This window comes from Pseudomonas aylmerensis, assembly GCF_001702265.1.
GTDB classification, from domain to species: Bacteria; Pseudomonadota; Gammaproteobacteria; order Pseudomonadales; family Pseudomonadaceae; genus Aquipseudomonas; species Aquipseudomonas aylmerensis.
The window spans coordinates 335,586-356,906 of the sequence record NZ_MAUE01000002.1 but is presented as its reverse complement, the minus strand read 5'-3'; the positions used below and the strand labels follow the sequence as shown (position 1 = coordinate 356,906).

General features: G+C 61.7%; 22 protein-coding genes and 1 pseudogene. 16 read left to right on the top strand and 7 right to left on the bottom strand.

Translation table 11 applies throughout. The features are described from left to right. Positions 1-180 precede the first annotated feature (180 nt). The 4 genes from phaC (BBG20_RS02385) to BBG20_RS02370 all read left to right on the top strand — a co-directional run bounded on the left by phaC (BBG20_RS02385) (position 181) and on the right by BBG20_RS02370 (position 5,299). Entirely contained in the window at positions 181-1,860 is a 1,680-nt protein-coding gene (phaC, locus tag BBG20_RS02385) for a class II poly(R)-hydroxyalkanoic acid synthase (RefSeq protein ID WP_065899899.1), read from the top strand. Positions 1,861-2,034: 174 nt separating this feature from the next. Next, positions 2,035-2,880 carry a poly(3-hydroxyalkanoate) depolymerase gene (gene phaZ, locus BBG20_RS02380; RefSeq protein WP_065899897.1) on the top strand — a complete coding sequence of 282 codons (846 nt, stop codon included), beginning with the start codon at positions 2,035-2,037 and terminating at the stop codon, positions 2,878-2,880. 88 nt (positions 2,881-2,968) lie between these two features. Beyond that, positions 2,969-4,651, top strand: coding sequence for a class II poly(R)-hydroxyalkanoic acid synthase (gene phaC, locus BBG20_RS02375; protein ID WP_065899895.1), 1,683 nt, complete (start codon positions 2,969-2,971; stop codon positions 4,649-4,651). A gap of 27 nt (positions 4,652-4,678) precedes the next feature. Continuing rightward, entirely contained in the window at positions 4,679-5,299 is a 621-nt protein-coding gene (locus tag BBG20_RS02370; RefSeq protein ID WP_065899893.1) for a TetR/AcrR family transcriptional regulator, read from the top strand. A 58-nt stretch (positions 5,300-5,357) separates the two neighbouring features. Here BBG20_RS02370 and BBG20_RS02365 read toward each other — a convergent pair whose 3' ends face one another. The 3 genes from BBG20_RS02365 to BBG20_RS02355 form a co-directional block, all read right to left on the bottom strand. After that, complete coding sequence (locus tag BBG20_RS02365; protein WP_065899892.1) at positions 5,358-6,344, bottom strand: phasin family protein; 987 nt, start codon at positions 6,342-6,344, stop codon at positions 5,358-5,360. A gap of 12 nt (positions 6,345-6,356) precedes the next feature. Further along, positions 6,357-6,779 (bottom strand): phasin family protein, encoded by a 423-nt coding sequence (locus BBG20_RS02360; RefSeq protein ID WP_065899891.1) that lies wholly within the window; start codon positions 6,777-6,779, stop codon positions 6,357-6,359. 105 nt (positions 6,780-6,884) lie between these two features. Beyond that, positions 6,885-7,160, bottom strand: a complete 276-nt coding sequence (locus BBG20_RS02355) for a polyhydroxyalkanoic acid system family protein (RefSeq protein WP_065899890.1) — start codon at positions 7,158-7,160, stop codon at positions 6,885-6,887. Between the two features lie 144 nt (positions 7,161-7,304). On the opposite strand from BBG20_RS02355, the gene ubiE reads away from it, so the two are divergent. From ubiE to BBG20_RS02300, 12 genes and pseudogenes are all read left to right on the top strand, one after another. After that, on the top strand, positions 7,305-8,075 hold the full coding sequence (gene ubiE / locus BBG20_RS02350; RefSeq protein WP_003171186.1) for a bifunctional demethylmenaquinone methyltransferase/2-methoxy-6-polyprenyl-1,4-benzoquinol methylase UbiE: 771 nt from the start codon (positions 7,305-7,307) through the stop codon (positions 8,073-8,075). Then, the gene (locus BBG20_RS02345; protein WP_065899889.1) at positions 8,075-8,698 is read left to right on the top strand and encodes a ubiquinone biosynthesis accessory factor UbiJ; all 624 of its coding nucleotides are present in this window, start codon (positions 8,075-8,077) and stop codon (positions 8,696-8,698) included. The genes ubiE and BBG20_RS02345 overlap by 1 nt, the downstream gene beginning before the upstream one ends. Continuing rightward, entirely contained in the window at positions 8,695-10,299 is a 1,605-nt protein-coding gene (ubiB, locus tag BBG20_RS02340) for a ubiquinone biosynthesis regulatory protein kinase UbiB (RefSeq protein WP_065899888.1), read from the top strand. The genes BBG20_RS02345 and ubiB overlap by 4 nt, the downstream gene beginning before the upstream one ends. Positions 10,300-10,340: 41 nt before the next feature. Then, positions 10,341-10,733, top strand: a complete 393-nt coding sequence (gene hisI, locus BBG20_RS02335; RefSeq protein ID WP_065899886.1) for a phosphoribosyl-AMP cyclohydrolase — start codon at positions 10,341-10,343, stop codon at positions 10,731-10,733. Positions 10,734-10,735: 2 nt separating this feature from the next. After that, a complete protein-coding gene (locus tag BBG20_RS02330; protein ID WP_065899885.1) occupies positions 10,736-11,068 on the top strand; it encodes a phosphoribosyl-ATP diphosphatase in 333 nt (110 codons plus the stop codon). A gap of 25 nt (positions 11,069-11,093) precedes the next feature. Next, on the top strand, positions 11,094-11,372 hold the full coding sequence (locus tag BBG20_RS02325) for a twin-arginine translocase TatA/TatE family subunit (RefSeq protein WP_012721795.1): 279 nt from the start codon (positions 11,094-11,096) through the stop codon (positions 11,370-11,372). Positions 11,373-11,382: 10 nt separating this feature from the next. Beyond that, entirely contained in the window at positions 11,383-11,811 is a 429-nt protein-coding gene (gene tatB / locus BBG20_RS02320) for a Sec-independent protein translocase protein TatB (RefSeq protein WP_065899883.1), read from the top strand. Then, positions 11,808-12,599, top strand: a complete 792-nt coding sequence (gene tatC, locus BBG20_RS02315) for a twin-arginine translocase subunit TatC (protein ID WP_065899881.1) — start codon at positions 11,808-11,810, stop codon at positions 12,597-12,599. Before tatB ends, tatC begins: the two co-directional genes overlap by 4 nt. Beyond that, entirely contained in the window at positions 12,596-13,303 is a 708-nt protein-coding gene (locus BBG20_RS02310; RefSeq protein WP_065899879.1) for a 16S rRNA (uracil(1498)-N(3))-methyltransferase, read from the top strand. Before tatC ends, BBG20_RS02310 begins: the two co-directional genes overlap by 4 nt. A gap of 303 nt (positions 13,304-13,606) precedes the next feature. Beyond that, positions 13,607-14,617 (top strand): annotated as a pseudogene (locus tag BBG20_RS33425) (methyl-accepting chemotaxis protein); the annotation flags it as partial. Between the two features lie 33 nt (positions 14,618-14,650). Next, complete coding sequence (locus tag BBG20_RS33420; protein WP_404940330.1) at positions 14,651-15,523, top strand: methyl-accepting chemotaxis protein; 873 nt, start codon at positions 14,651-14,653, stop codon at positions 15,521-15,523. Positions 15,524-15,688: 165 nt separating this feature from the next. Then, positions 15,689-17,596 carry a methyl-accepting chemotaxis protein gene (locus BBG20_RS02300; RefSeq protein ID WP_065899872.1) on the top strand — a complete coding sequence of 636 codons (1,908 nt, stop codon included), beginning with the start codon at positions 15,689-15,691 and terminating at the stop codon, positions 17,594-17,596. Between the two features lie 13 nt (positions 17,597-17,609). Here BBG20_RS02300 and BBG20_RS02295 read toward each other — a convergent pair whose 3' ends face one another. From BBG20_RS02295 to BBG20_RS02280, 4 genes are all read right to left on the bottom strand, one after another. Beyond that, positions 17,610-18,344: an amino acid ABC transporter ATP-binding protein gene (locus BBG20_RS02295; RefSeq protein WP_058423697.1), complete on the bottom strand. Its 735-nt coding sequence runs from the start codon at positions 18,342-18,344 to the stop codon at positions 17,610-17,612. Continuing rightward, positions 18,337-19,296 (bottom strand): amino acid ABC transporter permease, encoded by a 960-nt coding sequence (locus BBG20_RS02290; protein ID WP_065899870.1) that lies wholly within the window; start codon positions 19,294-19,296, stop codon positions 18,337-18,339. Before BBG20_RS02290 ends, BBG20_RS02295 begins: the two co-directional genes overlap by 8 nt. Positions 19,297-19,436: 140 nt before the next feature. After that, positions 19,437-20,234 (bottom strand): transporter substrate-binding domain-containing protein, encoded by a 798-nt coding sequence (locus BBG20_RS02285; RefSeq protein WP_065899930.1) that lies wholly within the window; start codon positions 20,232-20,234, stop codon positions 19,437-19,439. 219 nt (positions 20,235-20,453) lie between these two features. Beyond that, complete coding sequence (locus tag BBG20_RS02280; RefSeq protein WP_065899868.1) at positions 20,454-21,254, bottom strand: transporter substrate-binding domain-containing protein; 801 nt, start codon at positions 21,252-21,254, stop codon at positions 20,454-20,456. Positions 21,255-21,321: the final 67 nt, after the last annotated feature.

Sequence of the window (21,321 nt, the reverse complement as noted above, 5' to 3'; positions counted from 1 at the left end):
TGATTGGCCCGCTTGCGAAAAAAATTAAACTCGGGTAACCAATGGAACTGGCAAGTTCCCTGCATTTGACGATGCGGTATCAACGGTCACCCGAGTCGCAGTACCTGGCTTGTGTTGTGTATCGAAACCTGGTGCGCAGCGGTACCCGGTACTCGTCTTTCGGACAATGGAGCGTCGTAGATGAGTAACAAGAATAACGATGACTTGAAACGCCAGGCCTCGGAAAACACCTTGGGGCTCAACCCGATCATCGCGTTACGAAAAAAGGATTTACTCGCCTCGGCGAAGATGGTGCTGACCCAAGCCATCAAGCAACCGTTGCACAGCGTCAAGCATGTGGCCCACTTCGGCGTCGAATTGAAGAACGTGATGTTCGGCAAATCGCAGCTGCAGCCCGAGAGCGACGACCGTCGCTTCAATGATCCGGCCTGGACCCAGAACCCGCTCTATAAACGCTACCTGCAGACCTACCTGGCGTGGCGCAAGGAACTGCACGAGTGGATCGGCGACAGCAACCTGTCGGAACAGGACATCAGCCGCGGCCACTTCGTGATCAACCTGATGACCGAAGCCATGGCCCCCACCAACAGTGCGGCCAACCCGGCGGCGGTCAAGCGCTTCTTTGAAACCGGCGGCAAGAGCCTGCTCGATGGCCTGTCCCACCTGGCCAAGGACATGGTGCACAACGGCGGCATGCCGAGCCAGGTCAACATGGGTGCGTTTGAAGTCGGCAAGACCCTGGGCACCACCGAAGGCGCCGTGGTGTTTCGCAACGACGTGCTGGAGCTGATCCAGTACAAGCCGACCACCGAGCAGGTGCACGAGCGCCCATTGCTGGTGGTGCCGCCGCAGATCAACAAATTCTATGTGTTCGACCTGAGCCCGGATAAAAGCCTGGCGCGCTTCTGCCTGCGCAATGGCCAGCAGACGTTTATCGTCAGCTGGCGCAACCCGACCAAGGCGCAGCGCGAGTGGGGCCTGTCGACCTATATCGAAGCACTGAAAGAAGCCGTCGATGTGGTCACCGCGATCACCGGCAGCAAAGACATCAACATGCTCGGCGCCTGTTCCGGCGGCATCACCTGCACCGCGCTGCTGGGCCACTACGCGGCGCTGGGCGAGAAGAAGGTCAACGCCCTGACCCTGCTGGTGAGTGTGCTGGACACCACGCTGGACACCCAGGTGGCGCTGTTCGTCGACGAGCAGACCCTTGAAGCGGCCAAGCGTCACTCCTACCAGGCCGGCGTGCTGGAAGGCCGCGACATGGCCAAGGTATTCGCCTGGATGCGCCCCAACGACCTGATCTGGAATTATTGGGTGAACAACTACCTGCTCGGCAACGAGCCGCCGGTGTTCGACATCCTGTTCTGGAACAACGACACCACGCGCTTGCCGGCGGCCTTCCACGGCGACCTGATCGAACTGTTCAAGAACAACCCACTGGTGCGCGCCTATGCACTGGAAGTGTGCGGCACGCCGATCGACCTCAAGCAGGTCACCGCCGATATCTATTCACTGGCCGGCACCAACGACCACATCACGCCCTGGCAGTCCTGCTACAAGTCGGCGCAGCTGTTTGGCGGCAAGGTCGAGTTTGTGTTGTCCAGCAGCGGGCACATCCAGAGCATCCTCAACCCGCCAGGCAACCCCAAGGCGCGCTACCAGACCAGCGATGGCTTGGCGGGCAAGGCGCTGGAGTGGCAGGAGAATGCCACCAAGCACACCGATTCCTGGTGGCTGCATTGGCAGGCCTGGCAGGCGGAGCGGGCGGGGAAACTGAAGAAGGCACCGACAACTTTGGGTAATAAAACTTACGCCGCAGCTGAGGCTGCGCCGGGGACATACGTTCACGAACGCTAAACGAACCACCGTTTTGTAGCTGGAATGCGGTCAAATGTGGGAGCGGGCTTGCTCGCGAATGCGCTAGATCAGTCACTATTTACTCGACTGATACACCGCTTTCGCGAGCAAGCCCGCTCCCACACTGACCGAATTCCGACAGGGAAATAGTGCGCCACTTCGCAGGGTAAGCCCATGCCGCAACCGTTCATCTTCCGCACCATCGACCTGGATGGCCAGACCATCCGCACGGCGGTGCGCCCGGGCAAGCCGCACTTGACGCCGTTGCTGATCTTCAACGGCATCGGCGCCAACCTTGAGTTGGTGTTTCCGTTCGTCCAGGCCCTGGACCCTGACCTTGAAGTGATCGCCTTCGACGTGCCCGGCGTGGGCGGTTCCTCGACGCCCAGCCGGCCGTACCGGTTTCCTGGTTTGGCCAAGCTCACGGCGCGCATGCTCGATTACCTGGATTACGGCCAGGTCAACGCGGTGGGCGTGTCCTGGGGCGGCGCGCTGGCGCAGCAGTTTGCCTATGACTACCCGGAGCGCTGCAAGAAGCTGATCCTGGCCGCCACCGCCGCCGGCGCCTTTATGGTGCCGGGCAAACCCAAGGTGCTGTGGCTGATGGCGAGCCCACGGCGCTATATCCAGCCCTCTCATGTGGTGCGCATTGCGCCGATGATCTACGGCGGCTCGTTCCGCCGCGACTCGAAACTGGCCGCCGAACACGCCAGCAAAGTGCGCTCGGCCGGCAAGCTCGGCTACTACTGGCAGCTGTTCGCCGGGCTTGGCTGGACCAGCATTCATTGGCTGCACAAGATCCGTCAGCCGACCCTGGTGCTGGCCGGGGACGACGACCCGCTGATCCCGCTGGTCAACATGCGCATGCTGGCCTGGCGCATTCCCAACGCGCAGTTGCACATCATCGATGACGGCCATCTGTTCCTGATCACCCGCGCGGAAGCCGTGGCTCCGATCATCATGAAGTTTCTCGAGGAGGAGCGTCTGCGGGCGGTGATTCACCCGCGACCGGCGGTGTAAGGACTGCGCCGCCGCGCAACTTGCCGAGAACCGGCTATGGTTCTGAATTGGCGTGCCTGTTGATGGCTTGACGAAGGAGTGTTGGCTCATGCGAGAAAGACCCGTGACGAACCCGGCGCCCACCCCCGCTGCGTTCATCAACGCGCAAAATGCGATCACCGGCCTGCGCGGCCGGGATCTGCTGTCGACCCTGCGCAGCGTCGCCGCCCATGGCTTGCGCAACCCGGTGCATACCGCTCGTCACGCGCTCGCGCTGGGCGGTCAACTGGGCCGCGTACTGCTGGGGGAAACGGTGCACGAGCCCAATCCCCGCGACAGCCGCTTTGTCGACCCGACCTGGGCCCTCAACCCCTTCTACCGGCGCAGCCTGCAAGCCTATCTGAGCTGGCAGAAACAGACCCGCCACTGGATCGATGACAGCACCTTGAGCGCCGATGACCGCGCCCGTGCGCATTTTGCCTTCGCCCTGATCAACGACGCCGTCTCGCCGTCCAACACCTTGCTCAACCCGCTGGCCATCAAGGAGCTGCTCAACTCCGGCGGCAACAGCGTGGTGCGCGGCGTGAGCAACCTGTTCGACGACCTGCTGCACAACCACGGCCTGCCACGCCAGGTGAGCAAGCAGGCCTTCGAGGTCGGCAAGACCGTGGCCACCACGCCGGGCTCGGTAGTGTTTCGCAACGAGCTGCTGGAGCTGATCCAATACAAGCCCATGAGCGAAAAGCAGTACGCCAAGCCGCTGCTGATCGTGCCGCCGCAAATCAACAAGTACTACATTTTCGACCTGAGCCCGGCCAACAGTTTTGTGCAGTACGCGCTGAAGAACGGCCTGCAGACGTTCATCGTCAGTTGGCGCAACCCGGACGTACGCCATCGCGAATGGGGCCTTTCCACCTATGTGGCCGCGCTGGAAGAAGCGCTCAACGTGTGCCGGGCGATCACCGGTGCCCGCGAAGTCAACCTGATGGGCGCCTGCGCCGGCGGCCTGACCATCGCGGCCCTGCAAGGCCATCTGCAAGCCAAGCGCCAGCTGCGGCGCATCTCCAGTGCCAGCTACCTGGTGAGCCTGCTGGACAGCCAGATCGACAGCCCCGCCACGCTGTTTGTCGACGAGCAAACCCTGGAGGCGGCCAAGCGACGTTCCTACCAGCAAGGCGTGCTCGACGGCCGCGACATGGCGCGCGTGTTCGCCTGGATGCGCCCCAATGACCTGATCTGGAATTACTGGATCAACAATTACCTGCTGGGCAAGGAGCCACCGGCGTTCGACATCCTGTACTGGAACAATGACAACACGCGCCTGCCCGCCGCACTGCATGGCGACCTGCTGGACTTCTTCAAGCACAACCCGTTGAGCCATCCGGGCGGCCTGGAAGTGTGTGGCACGCCCATCGACTTGCAGAAGGTCACGGTGGACAGCTTCAGCGTCGCCGGGATCAACGACCACATCACGCCGTGGGACGCGGTGTACCGCTCCACCCAACTGCTGGGCGGCGAGCGGCGCTTCGTGCTGTCCAACAGCGGGCATATCCAGAGCATCCTCAACCCGCCGGGCAACCCCAAGGCTAACTACGTCGAAAACCCCAAGCTGAGCAGCGACCCGCGCGCCTGGTACTACGACGCCGATCACGTCGAAGGCAGTTGGTGGCCACAGTGGCTGACCTGGATCCAGCAACGCTCCGGCGTACAGCGCGAAACCCTCACCGCCCTGGGCAACCAGAACTATCCACCGATGGAAGCGGCGCCAGGCACTTACGTGCGGGTGCGCTGAGCTCAACGATCACATTAAGAAGACTGGATGAAGACCCGCGACCGTATCCTTGAATGTGCCCTGCAGTTGTTCAACCAGAAGGGCGAACCGAACGTGTCGACCATGGAGGTGGCCAATGAAATGGGGATCAGCCCCGGCAACCTCTACTACCACTTCCATGGCAAGGAGCCGCTGGTGCTCGGGCTGTTCGAGCGCTTCCAGAACGAGCTGGCGCCGCTGCTCGACCCACCGGCAGATGCGCAACTGGAGGCCCAGGATTACTGGCTGTTCCTGCACCTGATCGTCGAGCGCATGGCGCACTACCGTTTTTTGTTCCAGGACCTGTCGAACCTGGCCGGCCGCCTGCCGAAGCTGGCCAAGGGGATTCGTGGCCTGTTGACTGCACTCAAGCGCACCCTGGCGTCATTGCTGGCGCGGTTGAAGACGGCGGGGCAACTGGTCAGCGATACCCAGGCACTGGGGCAACTCGTGGAGCAGATCACCCTGACCCTGCTGTTCTCCCTGGACTACCAGCGCATTCTCGACCGCGACGGCGAAGTGCGGGTGGTGGTGTACCAGATCATGATGCTGGTGGCGCCGCACTTGATGTTGCCGGCACGCCAGGCGACCGAGCGATTGGCCCTCAAATACCTGGATCACACCGATTAGAAATGAAAAAAAACGCCCGACCTCTGTAGGCCGAGCGTTTTTTTGTGTCCTGTAGAAATCAGGACTGACTGGATGGCGTCGGGGTTACCGGCGTTGCAGTCGGGGTGACAGCAGCGGGCGTCGGTGCGGAGACCGAGTTGGCTGAGGACGCGGTTGGCGTTGGCGCGGTGGCAGGCTTGGCGGCTACGGCGGGTTTGGCCGCTGCGGGTTTTTTCGCTGCAGCGGGCTTCTTCGCGGCGGCGGGTTTTGCCGCAGGCTTGGCGGCGGCCGGTTTGGCAGCAGCGGGCTTGGCAGCCGGTTTCGCGGCAGCAGACTTGGCAGCTGGCTTGGCGGCAGGTTTGGCTGCTGCGGTTTTCGCTGCCGGCTTGGCGGCCGGTTTTGCTGCTGCTTTGGCGGCAGGCTTGGCAGCCGGTTTGGCCGCTGGCTTGGCTGCAGCTTTAGCCGCTACAGGTTTAGCCGCAGGCTTGGCGGCGGGTTTCGCCGCGGCTTTTGCAGGGGCCTTGGCCGCAGGTTTGGCAGCCGGCTTGGCGGCAGCTTTCACCAGAGGCTTGGCAGCGGTTTTGGCGGCCGGTTTGGCAGCAGCGGTTTTGGCCGCTGGCTTGGCAGCCGGTTTCGCCGCAGCGGTTTTAACCGGAGCCACTTTAGCGCCCGTGAGTTTTTCGATTTGCTTGGTCAGGGTATCGACCTTGGTGTGCAGGGCCTTCACTTCAGTACGGCTAGGCACGCCCAGTCGCGAGATGGCTTTGTTGAGGCGAGTATCCAGTGCCCCTTCAAGCTCGCTCCAAGTACCCAGTACCTGTTTCTTCGCATCACTGATGCGCGAACCGGCAGTCGCCTTGGCGGCATTAACTTGTTTACCGACTGTGCTCTTGGTCAACTTCTCGGCCTTTTCGCCGTCCTTGACCAAAGTCTCGAAGAGTTTACTGCCGTCACTGTCGATCTTCGAGTAAACGCCTAAACCAGCCAGCCAGATCTTGCGGGAATATTCTTCAACTTTCCCGACCCACGAGCTGCCTTCTTTCTGAGTAGTCTTTTTAACAGCCATCCCGATGTCTCCTTAGTGTTTACGCGCGACACGTTCGAGCAATGCCGTCAGCTCTTCGAGCTTAGCAGAGAGTGTCTCCACGTCATGTTTAGACGCAATGCCGATTCGATTCAAGGCACTGGCGACACGAGTATCAAAAGCTTTTTCAACTTTATCCAGCTGAACTTCTACCAGACCTTTGACCGCGGAGACATTACTCTTTACTTGATCAATCTGACTGTTGGCAGCATCAAGTTGTTCAACTGCAACTTTTTTGCCTTTACTTTCAACATGTTGACCAGTCTTAACCAGCTCTTTGAAGTAGTCGCTGCCCTCGCTTCCGACCTTGGCGTAGGCACCAAGACCCGCCAGCCAAATCTTGCGGGCATAGGTTTTAACGTCACTCAGGGCAGTGGTCTGGGCGTCGATTTTTTTCTTCAGAATAACTTTGGCCATGGTGCACCTCACGCGAAAAAGGGGGGAGGAACGGCCCACAGGAGTTGAGGGCTTGGGCACAAAGTAGGCTGGAAAATTAGAATCGGCACCCTAAGTACACGCGGATCAGGCCAAGGCTTTATCCAGGGCTTTCTCGATTTCGGATTTGATCGTGCCACTCATGGCCGACATCAACAGCCCCAGTTCCACATCAATACGCAGTGAATCATCAGCGACGACTACCGTGCCTTTAACCCCCGAACGCTTGAGGTTCAAGGTATCGCCGGACCACGACGGCTCGAGGCCATATTGCTCCTGGAGTTTGTGCGCCAACTTGTCGGCCTTTGCCCGTGCGCCTTCTTTACCCAGGGAATGTGCACGTTCAACGGTTATACGGGCCATTGCAATGACTCCTCTTTATAGGGATTTGAATACCTTCGATGCGGCAAAAGGTCTCGGTGACCGCCCATCTTACCTGCAGCCTTGCCAAGACAAAGCAGGCCTTGGGGATTATCATGTCCCGCATTCTCTTTTGGTGACAGCGATATGACTGATCAGCGCAAAGGCAGCGATGCCGAACCCACCACTCACTTCGGCTTCAAGAACGTCCCGGAAAGCCAGAAAGCGGAAAAAGTCGCTGAGGTGTTTCACTCCGTAGCGGCCAAGTACGACCTGATGAACGACGTGCTCTCCGGCGGTATGCACCGCCTGTGGAAACGCTTCACCATCGAGCTGTCGGGTGTTCGCACCGGCAACCGCGTGCTGGATATCGCCGGCGGCACGGGCGACCTGGCAGCCAAGTTCTCCAAGTTGGTTGGCCCGACCGGCCAGGTGGTCCTGGCGGACATCAACGGTTCGATGCTCAAGGTCGGCCGTGACCGCCTGCTCGATAAGGGCGTGGCCGGCAATATCGAATTCGTCCAGGCCGACGCGGAAAAACTGCCGTTCCCCGACAACCATTTCGACTGCGTGACCATCGCCTTCGGCCTGCGCAACGTGACCCACAAGGAAGACGCGATCCGCTCGATGCTGCGCGTCCTCAAGCCGGGCGGCCGCCTGTTGGTCCTGGAGTTCTCCAAGCCGACCAATGCGCTGATGTCCAAGGTCTACGACACCTACTCGTTCGCCTTCATGCCGCTGATGGGCAAGCTGATCACCAATGACGCCGAGAGCTACCGCTACCTGGCCGAATCGATCCGCATGCACCCCGACCAGGAAACCCTGAAGTCGATGATGGTAGAGGCCGGTTTCGACCGCGTGACCTACCACAACATGACCTCGGGCATCGTCGCCCTGCACCGCGGCATCAAGCCCTGATGTTGTTCGCGGGCCTCCTCGCCAGCGTAGAGCACGGCCTCAACCGTGTGCTGCGCCTGGACAGCACCGCCCTGGCGCGGCTGGCGCACTTGAATGGCAAGGTGATTGCCGTCGACTGCCGCAGCCCCGCCTTGCAGCTGTTTATCCTGCCCAGCGATGAAGGCCTGCTGCTCGCGACCCAATGGGCCGCCGAGGCCGACTGCACCCTGCGTGCGCCGGCCTCGAGCTTGTTGCACCTGGCGCTCAGTCGCAACAAGACCGCCATCCTGCACAGCCCCGAAGTGGAGCTGGAAGGCGACAGCGCGGTGCTGATGGACCTGGCCGCCGTGCTGCAGGACCTGGAGCTGGACTGGGAATACGAGCTGTCCCGCTGGATCGGCCCCGTGGCCACCCAACTGATCAGCGGACACCTGCGCAGCCGCTCGCGCTGGTACCAGCAGGGGTTCGCCAGCCTCAATCAGAACCTCGCCGAATACCTGAGCGAAGAATCGCGCACCCTGGTCGGAGAACGGGAAGCGCAAGCGCGCTTTCGTGAACTCGACAAGGCCAAAATCGACCTGGAACGCCTCGAGGCCCGCTTCGAGCGCCTGAGCCGTTCCCTTGATCCAAGCGATAACGCATGAAGCTGCTCGCCGTCCGCCGTTTGTTTCGTATCCAGCGCGTCGTAATCCGCTACCGCCTCGATGACCTGCTGTTCGCCCTGCCTCTGCCCTGGTTCCTGCTCGCGGTGCGCTATGTGCTGCCGTGGCGCTGGTTCCCGCGCAAACAGCTGGAGCTGAGCCGTGGCGCGCGCCTGCGCCTGGCGCTGCAGGACCTGGGGCCGATCTTCATCAAGTTCGGGCAGATTCTGTCGACCCGCCGCGACCTGCTGCCGGAAGACATCGCCGACGAACTGATGCTGTTGCAGGACCGCGTACCGCCGTTTGATTCCCAGCAGTCGATGAAGCTCATCGAAGACCAGCTGGGCAAGAAGATCAGCGAGGTGTTCAGCCGCTTCGACGTCGAGCCCCTGGCTTCGGCGTCGGTGGCGCAGGTGCACGCGGCGCAGCTCAAGACCGGCGAAGAAGTGGTGGTGAAGGTAATTCGTCCGGGCCTCAAGCCGATCATCGGCCAGGACCTGGCGTGGCTGTTCATCCTCGCCCGCGCCGCCGAGCGTTTCTCGGCGGATGCACGCCTGCTGCACCCGGTGGACGTGGTCGCCGACTACGAAAAAACCATCTACGACGAACTCGACCTGTTGCGCGAGGCGGCCAACGCCAGCCAGCTCAAGCGCAACTTCGAAGGCTCGCCGTTGCTCTATGTGCCACAAGTGTATTGGGACTGGTGCCGCCCGAAAGTGCTGGTGATGGAGCGCATCTACGGCGTGCAGGTCACTGACCTCGCCACCCTCGCCGACCAGCGTACCGACATGAAGATGCTCGCCGAGCGCGGCGTGGAGATCTTCTTCACCCAGGTGTTCCGCGACAGCTTCTTCCACGCCGACATGCACCCGGGCAACATCTTCGTCAGCACCGTCAACCCGTGGAGCCCGCAATACATTGCGATCGACTGCGGCATCGTCGGCAGCCTGACCCCGGAAGACCAGGACTACCTGGCGCGCAACCTGTTCGCATTCTTCAAGCGTGACTACCGCCGTGTGGCGCAGTTGCACATCGACTCGGGCTGGGTGCCGGCAGAAACCAAGCTGAATGAATTCGAAGCAGCGATCCGCACAGTGTGCGAGCCGATCTTCGAAAAACCATTAAAAGATATTTCCTTCGGCCAGGTGCTGATGCGCCTGTTCCAGACCGCGCGCCGCTTCAATATGGAAGTGCAGCCGCAACTGGTGCTGCTGCAGAAGACCTTGCTGAACATCGAAGGCCTGGGCCGCCAGCTCTACCCTGACCTCGACTTGTGGAACACCGCGCAGCCGTTCCTCGAACGCTGGATGCGCGAGCGCGTCAGCCCGAAAACCCTGCTGGGCAACCTGCACAGCCAGATGGAACAGCTGCCGCACCTGGCCAACATGACCCGCGACCTGCTGGAGCGCATGTCCCAGCCCCACGCCAAGGACCCGGCGCCGCCATGGCAGAAGCGCAAGGACGACTGGTTCCTGCGCCTGCTCGGCGCGGCGCACCTGGTGGGAGGCGTGATGCTGGCCATCGGCGGGCCGCTGAACCAATTGGGCCACTGGCCGGCCGGCATCATGGTCGCCGTGGGTGTTTATCTGATCGTGCGTCGATAGCCAATCCGGTTATACACTGTCGCAAATTGCCGGAGCCGAACATGAAAGACTGGCTGGACGAGATCAAGTGGGACAGTGACGGCCTGGTGCCGGCCATTGCCCAGGACTACAAGACCGGGCGCGTCCTGATGATGGCCTGGATGAACCGCGAGGCGCTGAGCCTGACTGCCGCTGAGCAGCGTGCCATCTACTGGTCACGCTCACGTGGCAAACTGTGGCGCAAGGGCGAAGAGTCCGGGCATGTGCAGACCCTGCACGAGATGCGCATCGACTGCGACGCCGACGTGGTGATCCTGATGGTCGAGCAGATCGGCGACATCGCCTGCCACACCGGCCGTCACAGCTGCTTCTATCGCGTGTTCGAGAACGGCGAATGGAAGGTTGTCGAGCCGGTGCTCAAAGACCCGCACGCCATCTACTCCGCAGGACACTGAACATGAGCGATACCCTGAACCGTGTGGCCCAGGTGCTGGAAGACCGCAAAGGCGCGGATGCCGACAGCTCCTATGTCGCCAGCCTGTACCACAAGGGCTTGAACAAGATTCTGGAAAAACTCGGCGAAGAATCCATCGAGACCATCATCGCCGCCAAGGACGCCCAGGTCAGCGGCGACTGCAGTGATGTGATCTACGAAACCGCCGACTTGTGGTTCCACAGCCTGGTCATGCTCGCCCAACTGGGGCAGCATCCACAGGCAGTGCTGGATGAACTGGACCGTCGCTTCGGCTTGTCCGGGCATGCCGAAAAGGCCTCGCGCCCGTCCGCCTGAATAACTTTTACAGAGGAATTGCAGCATGGGCATTTTTGACTGGAAACACTGGATCGTCATTCTGGTGGTGGTGGTACTGGTGTTCGGCACCAAGAAACTGAAAAACCTCGGCACCGACGTGGGCGAGTCGATCAAGGGCTTTCGCAAAGCCATGAACGACGATGAGAAGCCGGCCGACCCGGTCGTCAACCCGGTGCCTCCGGCCCAGCCTGTGCACCCACAGGCCACCCAGCCGATCACCGAGCGTCGTACCTTCGACGTGCAGGCTGAAAAAGTCGAAGAGCCGACCCGCAAAGACTCGTGAGCACTGACTAATGTTTGGTATCAGCTTCTCTGAACTGCTCCTCGTCGGCCTGGTTGCCTTGCTGGTACTCGGGCCGGAACGCCTGCCCGGTGCCGCGCGCACGGCCGGCCTGTGGATCGGGCGCCTGAAACGCAGTTTCAACGCCATCAAACAGGAAGTTGAACGGGAAATCGGCGCCGACGAGATCCGTCGCCAGCTGCACAACGAACATATCCTGTCGTTGGAGCAGGAAGCGCGCAAAATCCTGTCTCCGGTGCAGGAACCCGCCAAACCGGCGGAGCCTGTGGTGGAACACAGTATCGCGCCGCCCGCGGCCGAGCCTGCACCCGTGGTGGAACCGACCCCGGCACCGAGCGTTCCCGCCCCGACAGAGCCAGCGCCGACGCCCGTTGCGTCGCCCGCTCCCCATGACCCTACATTGCCGCCGCGAGCCCCATGAGCGCTGATAAACCGGAAAACGACCAGCACATGCCGCTGGTCTCGCACCTCACCGAGTTGCGTACCCGCCTGCTGCGTTGCGTAGCGGCCATCTTCATCATCTTTGCCGGGCTGTTCGCCTTCACCCAGCAGATCTACACCTTCGTCTCTACGCCCTTGCGCCAGTACCTGCCGGCCGGCGCGACGATGATCGCCACCGACGTATCGTCGCCGTTCCTCACGCCGCTGAAGCTGACCATGATGGTCTCGCTGTTCCTGGCCATCCCGGTGATCCTGCACCAGATCTGGGGCTTTATCGCGCCGGGGCTGTACAAGCATGAGAAACGCATCGCCGTGCCGCTGCTGGTGTCGAGCATCCTGCTGTTCTACACCGGCATGGCGTTCGCCTACTTCCTGGTGTTCCCGCTGATCTTCAAGTTCTTCGCTGCCGCCACCCCGGCCGGCGTGGAGATGATGACCGACATCACCAGCTACCTCGACTTCGTGATGACGCTGTTCTTCGCCTTCGGCGTGGCCTTCGAAATCCCGGTGGCGGTGGTGCTGCTGGTGTGGATCGGCGTGGTCGACGTGAAGTACCTGAAGAAAATCCGCCCGTACGTGATCATCGGCTGCTTCGTGGTCGGCATGATCCTCACGCCGCCGGACATTTTCTCCCAGACCCTGCTCGCCGTGCCGATGTGGATGCTGTTCGAGATCGGCATCCTGTTCAGCGCCTTGATCAGCAAGCGCGGTGAACATCCGGATGACCAACCCGCCGACGACGACCAGCCGCCAGCGACCCAGCCGTGAACCTGCTGCTGCTCGAAGAGGCCGACTTCATCGCGGCCGACCGCGTCATCTTGCGTGATCGGCGCCTGGTGCACATGCAGGACGTCCACCGCGCGGCGGTCGGCGACAACTTGCGTGTCGGCCGCATTGGCGGGCTGATGGGCAATGCGCAACTGCAACGCCTTGAAGCACACGAAGCCGAGCTGCAAGTGAGCTTCGACCTGCCGCCCCCGGCCAAACTGCCGCTGACCCTGCTGCTGGCCCTGCCGCGCCCGAAGATGCTGCGGCGGGTGCTGCAGACCGTGGCAGCCATGGGCGTGCCCAAGGTGGTGCTGGTCAACAGCTATCGCGTCGAAAAGAGTTTCTGGCAAACCCCGTTCCTGGAACCCGAGGCGATCCGCGAGCAACTGATCCTCGGCCTTGAACAGGCGCGCGACACCGTGCTGCCCGAGATCATCATCGAGAAGCGCTTCAAACCCTTCGTCGAAGACCGCCTGCCAGCCATGACCGAGGGCACCCTGGGCCTGATCGGCCATCCGGGCGATCACCCGGCGTGCCCGCGCGGGCTGGATACGCCGGTGACCCTGGCCATTGGCCCGGAAGGTGGCTGGATCCCCTATGAAGTGGACCTGCTGAGCAAGGCCGGAATGCAGCCAGTCCAGCTTGGCGCGCGCATCCTGCGGGTCGAAACCGCCGTCACCGCCCTGCTCGCCCGGCTGTTCTGATCCCCCACTTGTTGCGGGTGAAGGTGTTTCAGGGGCGATCTGGCAAGCCTGCCAGCTGAGACAAGTGGAATTTTTGTGGATGGCAGGCTTTTTGTGGCGAGCGGGCTTGCCCCGCGTTGGGCTGCGAAGCGGCCCCAAACCCACCACTCATAAACACCTGACCCACCGCACTCTGCTGGATTGGCCCTGCTGCACAGTCCAACACAGGGCAAGCCCGCCACAACCCCTTCCTCCTACAGAATCTTCCCGCTCTGCCGATAACCCCTGGATAAGTCCAAGCCTTGTTCCAGGGGAGATCGCAGCATGTATCGTTGGTTAGCCGAAAAGCTGGGGAATGTGAGCGTCAACCGCAAGCTGGGCATAGGTTTTGGCCTGGTGTTGATCCTGACCCTGTTGATCACGTTCACCGGCTGGACCGGGCTGGGCGAGGTGATCAGCCGTGGTGACAAGCTGGGCTTCATCTCCAGCCTCACCGGGCTGACCAAAGACCTGCGCCTGGCGCGCCTGGACTTCGAAACCCGCCGTGGCGAACAGGGCACCGGCGCGGTCAATGACCTGATCACACAGCTGGAAAACGGCTTGAAAACTGCCGAGTCCCTGATCGAGCAACCCGACGACAAGGCCCTGGTCGAGCAACAACTGGACGCCTTGAACCAATACAAAAAAGCCTTCGGCGCGATGGTCCAGGCCGGCCTAAAGCGTGAAGGGGCTCGCAGCAAACTCGGCGACACCGCCGACAACGCCGTCGCCAAGATCAACGAAGTCGAAAAAACCCTGCTGCAAGGGGACAGCGTCACCCAGTTCAATCGTGTGGTCGACCTGAGCAAGCTGATCCAGCAATCACGCTTCCAGGTGCGCGGCTACACCTACAGCGGCAAAGTCGAGGCCGAACAGCCGGCGCTGGATGCCATCGACAACGCCCTGAAGAAAATCACCGAACTCGAAGGCCAACTGCCGGCCGAGTTCCAGGCCAACCTGCAAGAGGCCAGCGTTTCGCTGCAAGCCTACCGCGCGGCCGTCAGCCAGTACCGCGACTCCCAGGTCGCCAGTGCTGCGGCCCTGGCAATCATGAACACCCAGGGCGATGTGCTGCTGGGTCATAGCGAAAAACTCACGGCTTCCCAGACAGTGGTGCGCGATACCGACGCAGCGCAAGCCAAACAGTTGTTGCTGCTGGCCACCGCACTGGCGCTGATCTTCGGCGTCGTCGCGGCCTGGGCCATCACGCGCCAGATCGTCATTCCGCTGAACCAGACCCTCAAAGTCGCCGAGCGCGTAGCCTCCGGCGACCTGAGCCACAACCTCACTTCCCTGCGCAAGGACGAGCTGGGCCAGCTGCAACGCGCCATGCAAAGCATGAGCGTAGGCCTGCGCGAACTGATCGGCGGCATCAGCGACGGCGTCACCCAGATCGCCAGCGCCGCCGAGCAACTGTCGGCCGTGACGGAGCAGACCAGCGCCGGCGTCAACAGCCAGAAAGTCGAGACCGACCAAGTCGCCACCGCCATGAATGAAATGGCTGCCACGGTGCAGGAAGTGGCGCGCAACGCCGAGGAAGCTTCTGAGGCCGCTGTAGCCGCCGACCAGCAAGCCCGTGAAGGCGACAAGGTCGTCGGCGAAGCCATCGCCCAGATCGAACGCCTGGCCACAGAGGTCGGTAATTCCACCGAGGCCATGGGCCATCTGCAGCGCGAAAGCGACAAAATCGGCAGCGTGCTTGATGTGATCAAGTCCGTGGCCCAGCAAACCAACCTGCTGGCCCTCAACGCGGCGATCGAGGCCGCGCGGGCCGGTGAAGCCGGCCGCGGCTTCGCGGTAGTGGCCGATGAAGTGCGCAGCCTGGCCCAGCGCACCCAGAAGTCCACAGAGGAGATCGAGGAGCTGATTGTCGGCCTGCAAAGCGGCACCCAGCAGGTAGCGAACATCATGGACAACAGCCGCGGCCTCACCGACAGCAGCGTCGAGCTGACCCGCCGTGCCGGCAGCGCCCTGGGCAGCATCACCCGCACGGTATCGACCATCCAGGCGATGAACTCGCAGATCGCCACCGCCGCCGAGCAGCAAAGCGCCGTGGCCGAAGAGATCAACCGCAGCGTGCTCAATGTGCGCGACATCTCCGAACAGACCGCTGCGGCCAGCGAAGAAACCGCTGCGTCGAGCACCGAACTGGCGCGCCTGGGCACGCACCTGCAAGCGCTGGTCAGCCGCTTCCGCGTCTGACGCCCACCCCACGTGGCGACCTGTCCTGGGTCGCCGCGCATACCCTGTGAAATTTCCTACGCACTTATCAGCCCCGCCGTCGCGCCCCGAGAACTAGCGTTCAGTCAGTTCAATGTGCTTGCGCACCTCAAGAACGCCCGTTGTTCTCTTGTCGGAGGGGTCATCATGTTTGCTCGAATGACGCACCTGTTGGGTGACGCCAGCGTCACCCTCAAGCTGGTCCTGGGATTCTCGCTGGTCCTGGCCCTGAGCCTGGTGATTGCCGTCACCGGCTGGCAGGCTCTGGCCGCCTCGCTCTATCGATCACAAACGCTGACGATACTTGCGCAACTGGCGGTGACGGGCGAAGAACTGCGCGCTGACAGAATTGTTTATCGCACCCTCGACGATACCAACAGCCTAAATAAATTGAGTGTCAGCATGGGCAAAGTCGACGATCTGCTGGTGGAGCTTTCCGGCCGACTGAAAATACCCAAACCCATCGAATACCTGCAGGAAATGACGCGCATTTCAGCGTCGTTCAAAACCACACTCAAGGACGTGCCCCTGCTGGTTGAAAAGCGCGAGGGCGCCCGTGAACAGCTGAAGCAAAGCTCGTCGCGTACCGGCGACGTCCTGGCACAACTGGCCAGCGACCTGCCTGACCAGGAGGACGCAAAGGCCCTGGATGCCATCGAAGACCTGCGCCAGGCCATCGAGCAGGCCGAAGATCGCGCGCAGAGCCCCGCGTGGGCTGCCAGTTCGCTGGAGGCCTATGCGCAGGCGATCGGTGACGCAGAGCGCAGCCTGGAAACCGCCCAGGCCGCCGTGGCGAAACTGCCGGTGGACGGCAACCTGCTGAAAAATACCGTGCTCGGCACCCGCACTTACCTCACGCGTCTCAAGGACACCCAACTGACCACGGAAAATACGCAAACCCAACTGGAGCAACAGCTGGATCAACTGCTCGCGCAGAGCGACCTATTGAGCCAGGACCAGACCCACAGGCGCGACAGTGAGGCCGAGCAAGCCCGCACCCAGATGCTGGGGGTTACCGCTGCGGCGTTGCTCCTCGGTGTCCTGGCCGCCTGGGTGATTGCCGGGCAAATCGTCAAGCCGCTGCGCAAGGCATTGGACGTCGCCCATCGCATTGCCGAGGGCGACCTGAGCCACGACATACAGACCAGGCGCCGGGACGAACTGGGCCAGTTGCAACGCAGCATGGCGCAAATGACCCTGAACCTGCGCGGGCTGATTGGCAATATCAGCGATAACGCCCGGCAAATCGCCAGTGCAGCCGAGGAGCTGGCGGCCATCACCGTGCAAACCCGTGCCGGGGTCAGTCATCAGCGCGATGAAACCGAGCAGGTCGCGACAGCCATGAACCAGATGCTGGCCACTGCCCAGGAGGTGGCGCGCCACGCCGAGCAGGCGTCCATCGCCGCAGCCGAAGCCAATCAACAAGCGGAATTGGGCGATCAGGTGGTGACGGATGCCGTCGCGCAGATTGAACACCTGGCCCATGAGATGGCGCGCTCGAGCCAGGCCATGCTGGCGCTGCAACACGAGAGTCAGAAGATCGGCAGCGTGCTGGAGGTGATCAAGTCCGTGTCACAGCAGACCAACCTGCTGGCGCTCAACGCCGCGATAGAAGCCGCACGTGCTGGCGAAGCTGGCCGCGGCTTTGCGGTGGTTGCCGATGAGGTCCGCAGCCTGGCGCAACGGACCCAACAGTCTGCCGAGGAAATCGAGGGGCTGATCGGGGGCTTGCACAGCGGCACGCAACAAGTGGCCGACATCATGGACTACAGCCGCACCCTGACCGACAACAGCGTCACCCTGACGCGCAACGCCGGGGATGCCCTGACCGAGATCGCCCGCACCGTGGCGGTCATTCAGGAGATGAACCCGCAGATCGCCGCAGCCGCCGAAGAGCAAAGTGCAGTTGCTGAGGAGATCAATCGCAGCGTCTTGAAAGTCCGCGACGCCTCGGAACAGACCGCCACCGCCAGTGAGCAGACGGCGGCGGCGAGTCTCGAGCTGGCGCGGCTGGGAACGGATCTGCAACAGTGTGTGGGGCGGTTCAAAGTCTGAGCGCCCCCGCGCGTTACAGGACCTGACGCAAGAATGCCTGGGCCCGTGGGTCTTTCGGCGCGTCGAAGAACTCGGCCGGGGCGGCGTCTTCGAGCAATTTACCGTGATCGAAGAACAGCACCCGGTCCGCCACTTCGCGGGCAAAGCCCATTTCGTGGGTCACGCAGACCATGGTCATGCCTTCCAGGGCCAGGGTCTTCATGACGTCCAGCACTTCGCCGACCATTTCCGGGTCGAGCGCCGAGGTCGGTTCGTCGAACAGCATCACCTTGGGTTCCATCGCCAGCGCCCGGGCAATCGCCACGCGCTGTTGCTGGCCGCCGGACAGTCGCGACGGGAACTCGTTGGCTTTCTGCGCAATACCGACTTTTTCCAGCAGCGCCAGGGCCTTGGCCTCACGCTCCTGCTTGCCGCGCTTGCGCACGACTTTTTGCGCCAGGCACAGGTTTTCCAGCACGGTCATGTGCGGGAACAGGTTGAAATGCTGGAACACCATGCCGACTTCACGGCGATAGGCGTTCACGTCGGTTTTGGGGTCGGCCAGTTGCAGGCCGTCGATGCTCACCGAACCCGAATCGAATTCCTCCAGGCCGTTGAGGCAGCGCAGGAACGTCGACTTGCCGGACCCCGACGGGCCAATGACCACCAGCACTTCGCCCTTGGCGACTTGAGTGGTGACGTTATCCACCGCGCGCACCACATGGCCACGGGTGTCGAAGACTTTTACCAGATCGCGGACTTCAATCACTTTGCGCGAGCCTCCGCTCAAGCCGGCTGGCCATTTTCGACAGCGGCAGGTTGATCAGCAGGTACAGGCCTGCCACGCAGAACAGGATTTCAAACGGCGAGAACGAGGTGGTGATCACCTCGCGGCCACTCTTGAGCAGTTCGGTAATCGCGATCACCGACACCAGCGAGGTGTCTTTCACCAGGCTGATAAATTGCCCGGCCAGCGGCGGCAGCACGCGCTTGAACGCCTGCGGCAACACCACGTGGCGCATCGACTGGCTGGCACTCAGGCCCAGGGAGCGCGCGGCTTCGTTCTGGCCACGGGTGATGGACTGCACGCCGGCACGAACAATCTCGGCCACATAGGCACCGGTGAACAGCGACAGTGCGGCGATCCCGGCAAACTCGCGGGACAGGTTGAGCACCGTGCCGATGAAGAAATAGAAAATGAAGATCTGCACCAACAGCGGCGTACCGCGCACCAGTTCGACGTAGATCGTCGATAGATCGCGCAAGGTCGGATTAGTGGACAGACGGCACAACCCGGTCGCCAATCCAATCGCCAAACCGAGAATGCCGGACACCACCGACAGCCACAACGTGGTCCACAAGCCCCACATCAGTGGCCCCAACGCCCAATGCCGGGTCACACCGACCACATCGCCCTCGGCCACATCGTCACCGCGCGCCACTTGCAGGCTGTTGTCGGCCACGCTGAGCTTCTGCTCCACGCCGGCATCGTTGCGCAGGGTCACTTCGGCTACATCGCCTTTGCGCACCAACTCGACCACGGTGGAGATATCGGCGGCACGCTGCGACGTTTCGGCCTGATAGGCGAAGTACTGCGGTACGCGATTCCAGCGCCATTCGTAGGACATCAACGACGTGGCGTAGTACAAGGCGCCGGCCAGGCCGACCAGCACGACCACGGTCAGCAGGTGCCAGGGCCATTGGGCTTTTTTCTGTTTCATTTCAGGTTCCGCAAAATTGTATCGCCAGGCAGGCCGCCATCGCGGGCAAGCCCGCTCCCACAATGCTCGATGTCAGGCCTGACAACTCGGTCAACTGTGGGAGCTGGCTTGCCTGCGATACAGGCAACTCGGTCTCGGCCTTATTCCATGTCCTTGAGCCACTCGGAGCTCTTGAACCACTTGTCATGGATACGATCGTAGGTGCCGTCGTTGCGGATCTGGTGCAGGAAGTTGTTGATGTAGTTGATGCTGTCGTAGTCACCCTTTTTCAGGCCAAACGCCAACGGCTCGAAGGTGAAGGGTTCTTCCAGGAACACCAGCTTGCCGTTACCGACTTTTTTCTCGGCAACCACGTTGTAGGGGGCGTCATACACAAAGGCGTCGGCCTTGCCGTTGACCACGTCCAGCACGCCTTCCTGCTCGTTGTCATAGCCGTGGTACTTGGCCTTGGAGATCAGCTTCTTGGCGACCATCTCACCGGTGGTGCCGAGCTTGGAGGTCAGGCGGTATTTCTCGTCGTTCAGGTCCTTGTAGGACTTGATGGTGCCTTCCAGGTCCTTGCGAATCAGCAGGGTCTGGCCGACGACGATGAAGGGTTCGCTGAAGTTCAGGCGCAGGTTGCGCTCCTGGGTCAGGGTCATGCCGCTGCCGATCATGTCGAACTTGCCGGTCAGGAACGCCGGGATGATCCCGTCATAACCGGTGGAGACCAGCTCCAGCTTGACGCCCATGGACTTGGCCAGGGCCTTGAGGATGTCGACTTCGAAGCCGATGATCTCGCCACGCTTGTCGGTCATTTCGAACGGCATGTAGGTCGGGTCCATGCCGACTTTCAGCGTGCCGCGCTTGACCGCATCGTCGATGGCGCCGGCCTGGGCCGCAGTGGCGGCAACCAGCGCCGTGACGCCGAGCAGCAGCATCGAAAGATACTTTTTCATCATCAAGTCCCCTGAACGTTTCTTATGAGGTCGGCGCGCAAACGGGCTGCACCATTTCGGGGTGCGATCCTAACCCACTCGATGCCCGTCACAAAGGTTTCACGGGTAATTGTTATCGGCGTATGTCGCAAAGGCCCCACAACGGTGCAGCCAAGCGCAGGACTAGACGCATGCACACGGCAAAGCGCCAACGGATTGATGTGTAAGAAGTTATGACTTTCAGTGGATTTCCTTCAGCCAGGCTGTGTCTTTAAACCACTTGTCGTGCAAGCGATCATAGGTGCCGTCCTGGGCGATCTGATTGAGGAAATGGTTGATCCAGTTGAGGCTGTCGAAATCGCCCTTTTTTACCCCAAACGCCAGTGGCTCGAAGGTGAACGGCTGTTCCAGGGCCAGCAGCGCGCTGTTTTCCGGACGCCCCAGGGCGATCAGGTTGTAGGGCGCATCATGGATAAAGGCATCGGCCGCACCGGTCACCACCTGATGCACGCCCTCCTCCGGCGTGGCAAAACTGCTTAATCGCGCTGCGCCGAGAAAGCGTTGCGCCGCCGCCTCGCCGGTGGTGCCTTCGGTGGTGGCGATGCGGTAGCTGGCGTCGTCGAGGTCTTCAACGCTGCCGACCTTGCCGAGCAGGCTGGGGTGCAGCAGCACGGACTGGCCGACCACGATGAAAGAGTCGCTGAAATTCAGCTTCAGGTTGCGCTCCTGGGTGACCGTCATGCCGCTGCCGATCAGGTCGAACTTCTTCGCCAGCAACCCCGGCATCAGCTCCGTATAGGGCACGCTGACCAGCTCCAGCTCCACCCCCAGGGCCTGGCTCATCACCTTGAGCAGGTCGATTTCAAAGCCGACGATATGCCCCTGTTTGTCGGTCATTTCAAACGGAACGTAAGTGGGCGTGGTGCCCACCTTGAGCACGCCGCGCCGAACGGCGTCATCAATGGCCCCGGCCTGGACCAGGCCGATGTGCAGCCACGCGACAGCGATTATCAGCAGTGCCGAACAATACCGTTTACTCATGAATCCCCCTGTGACTACGTCAAATTCGGGGCGATGCTAACCCAGCCGCGCGCACGGCAATACGCCT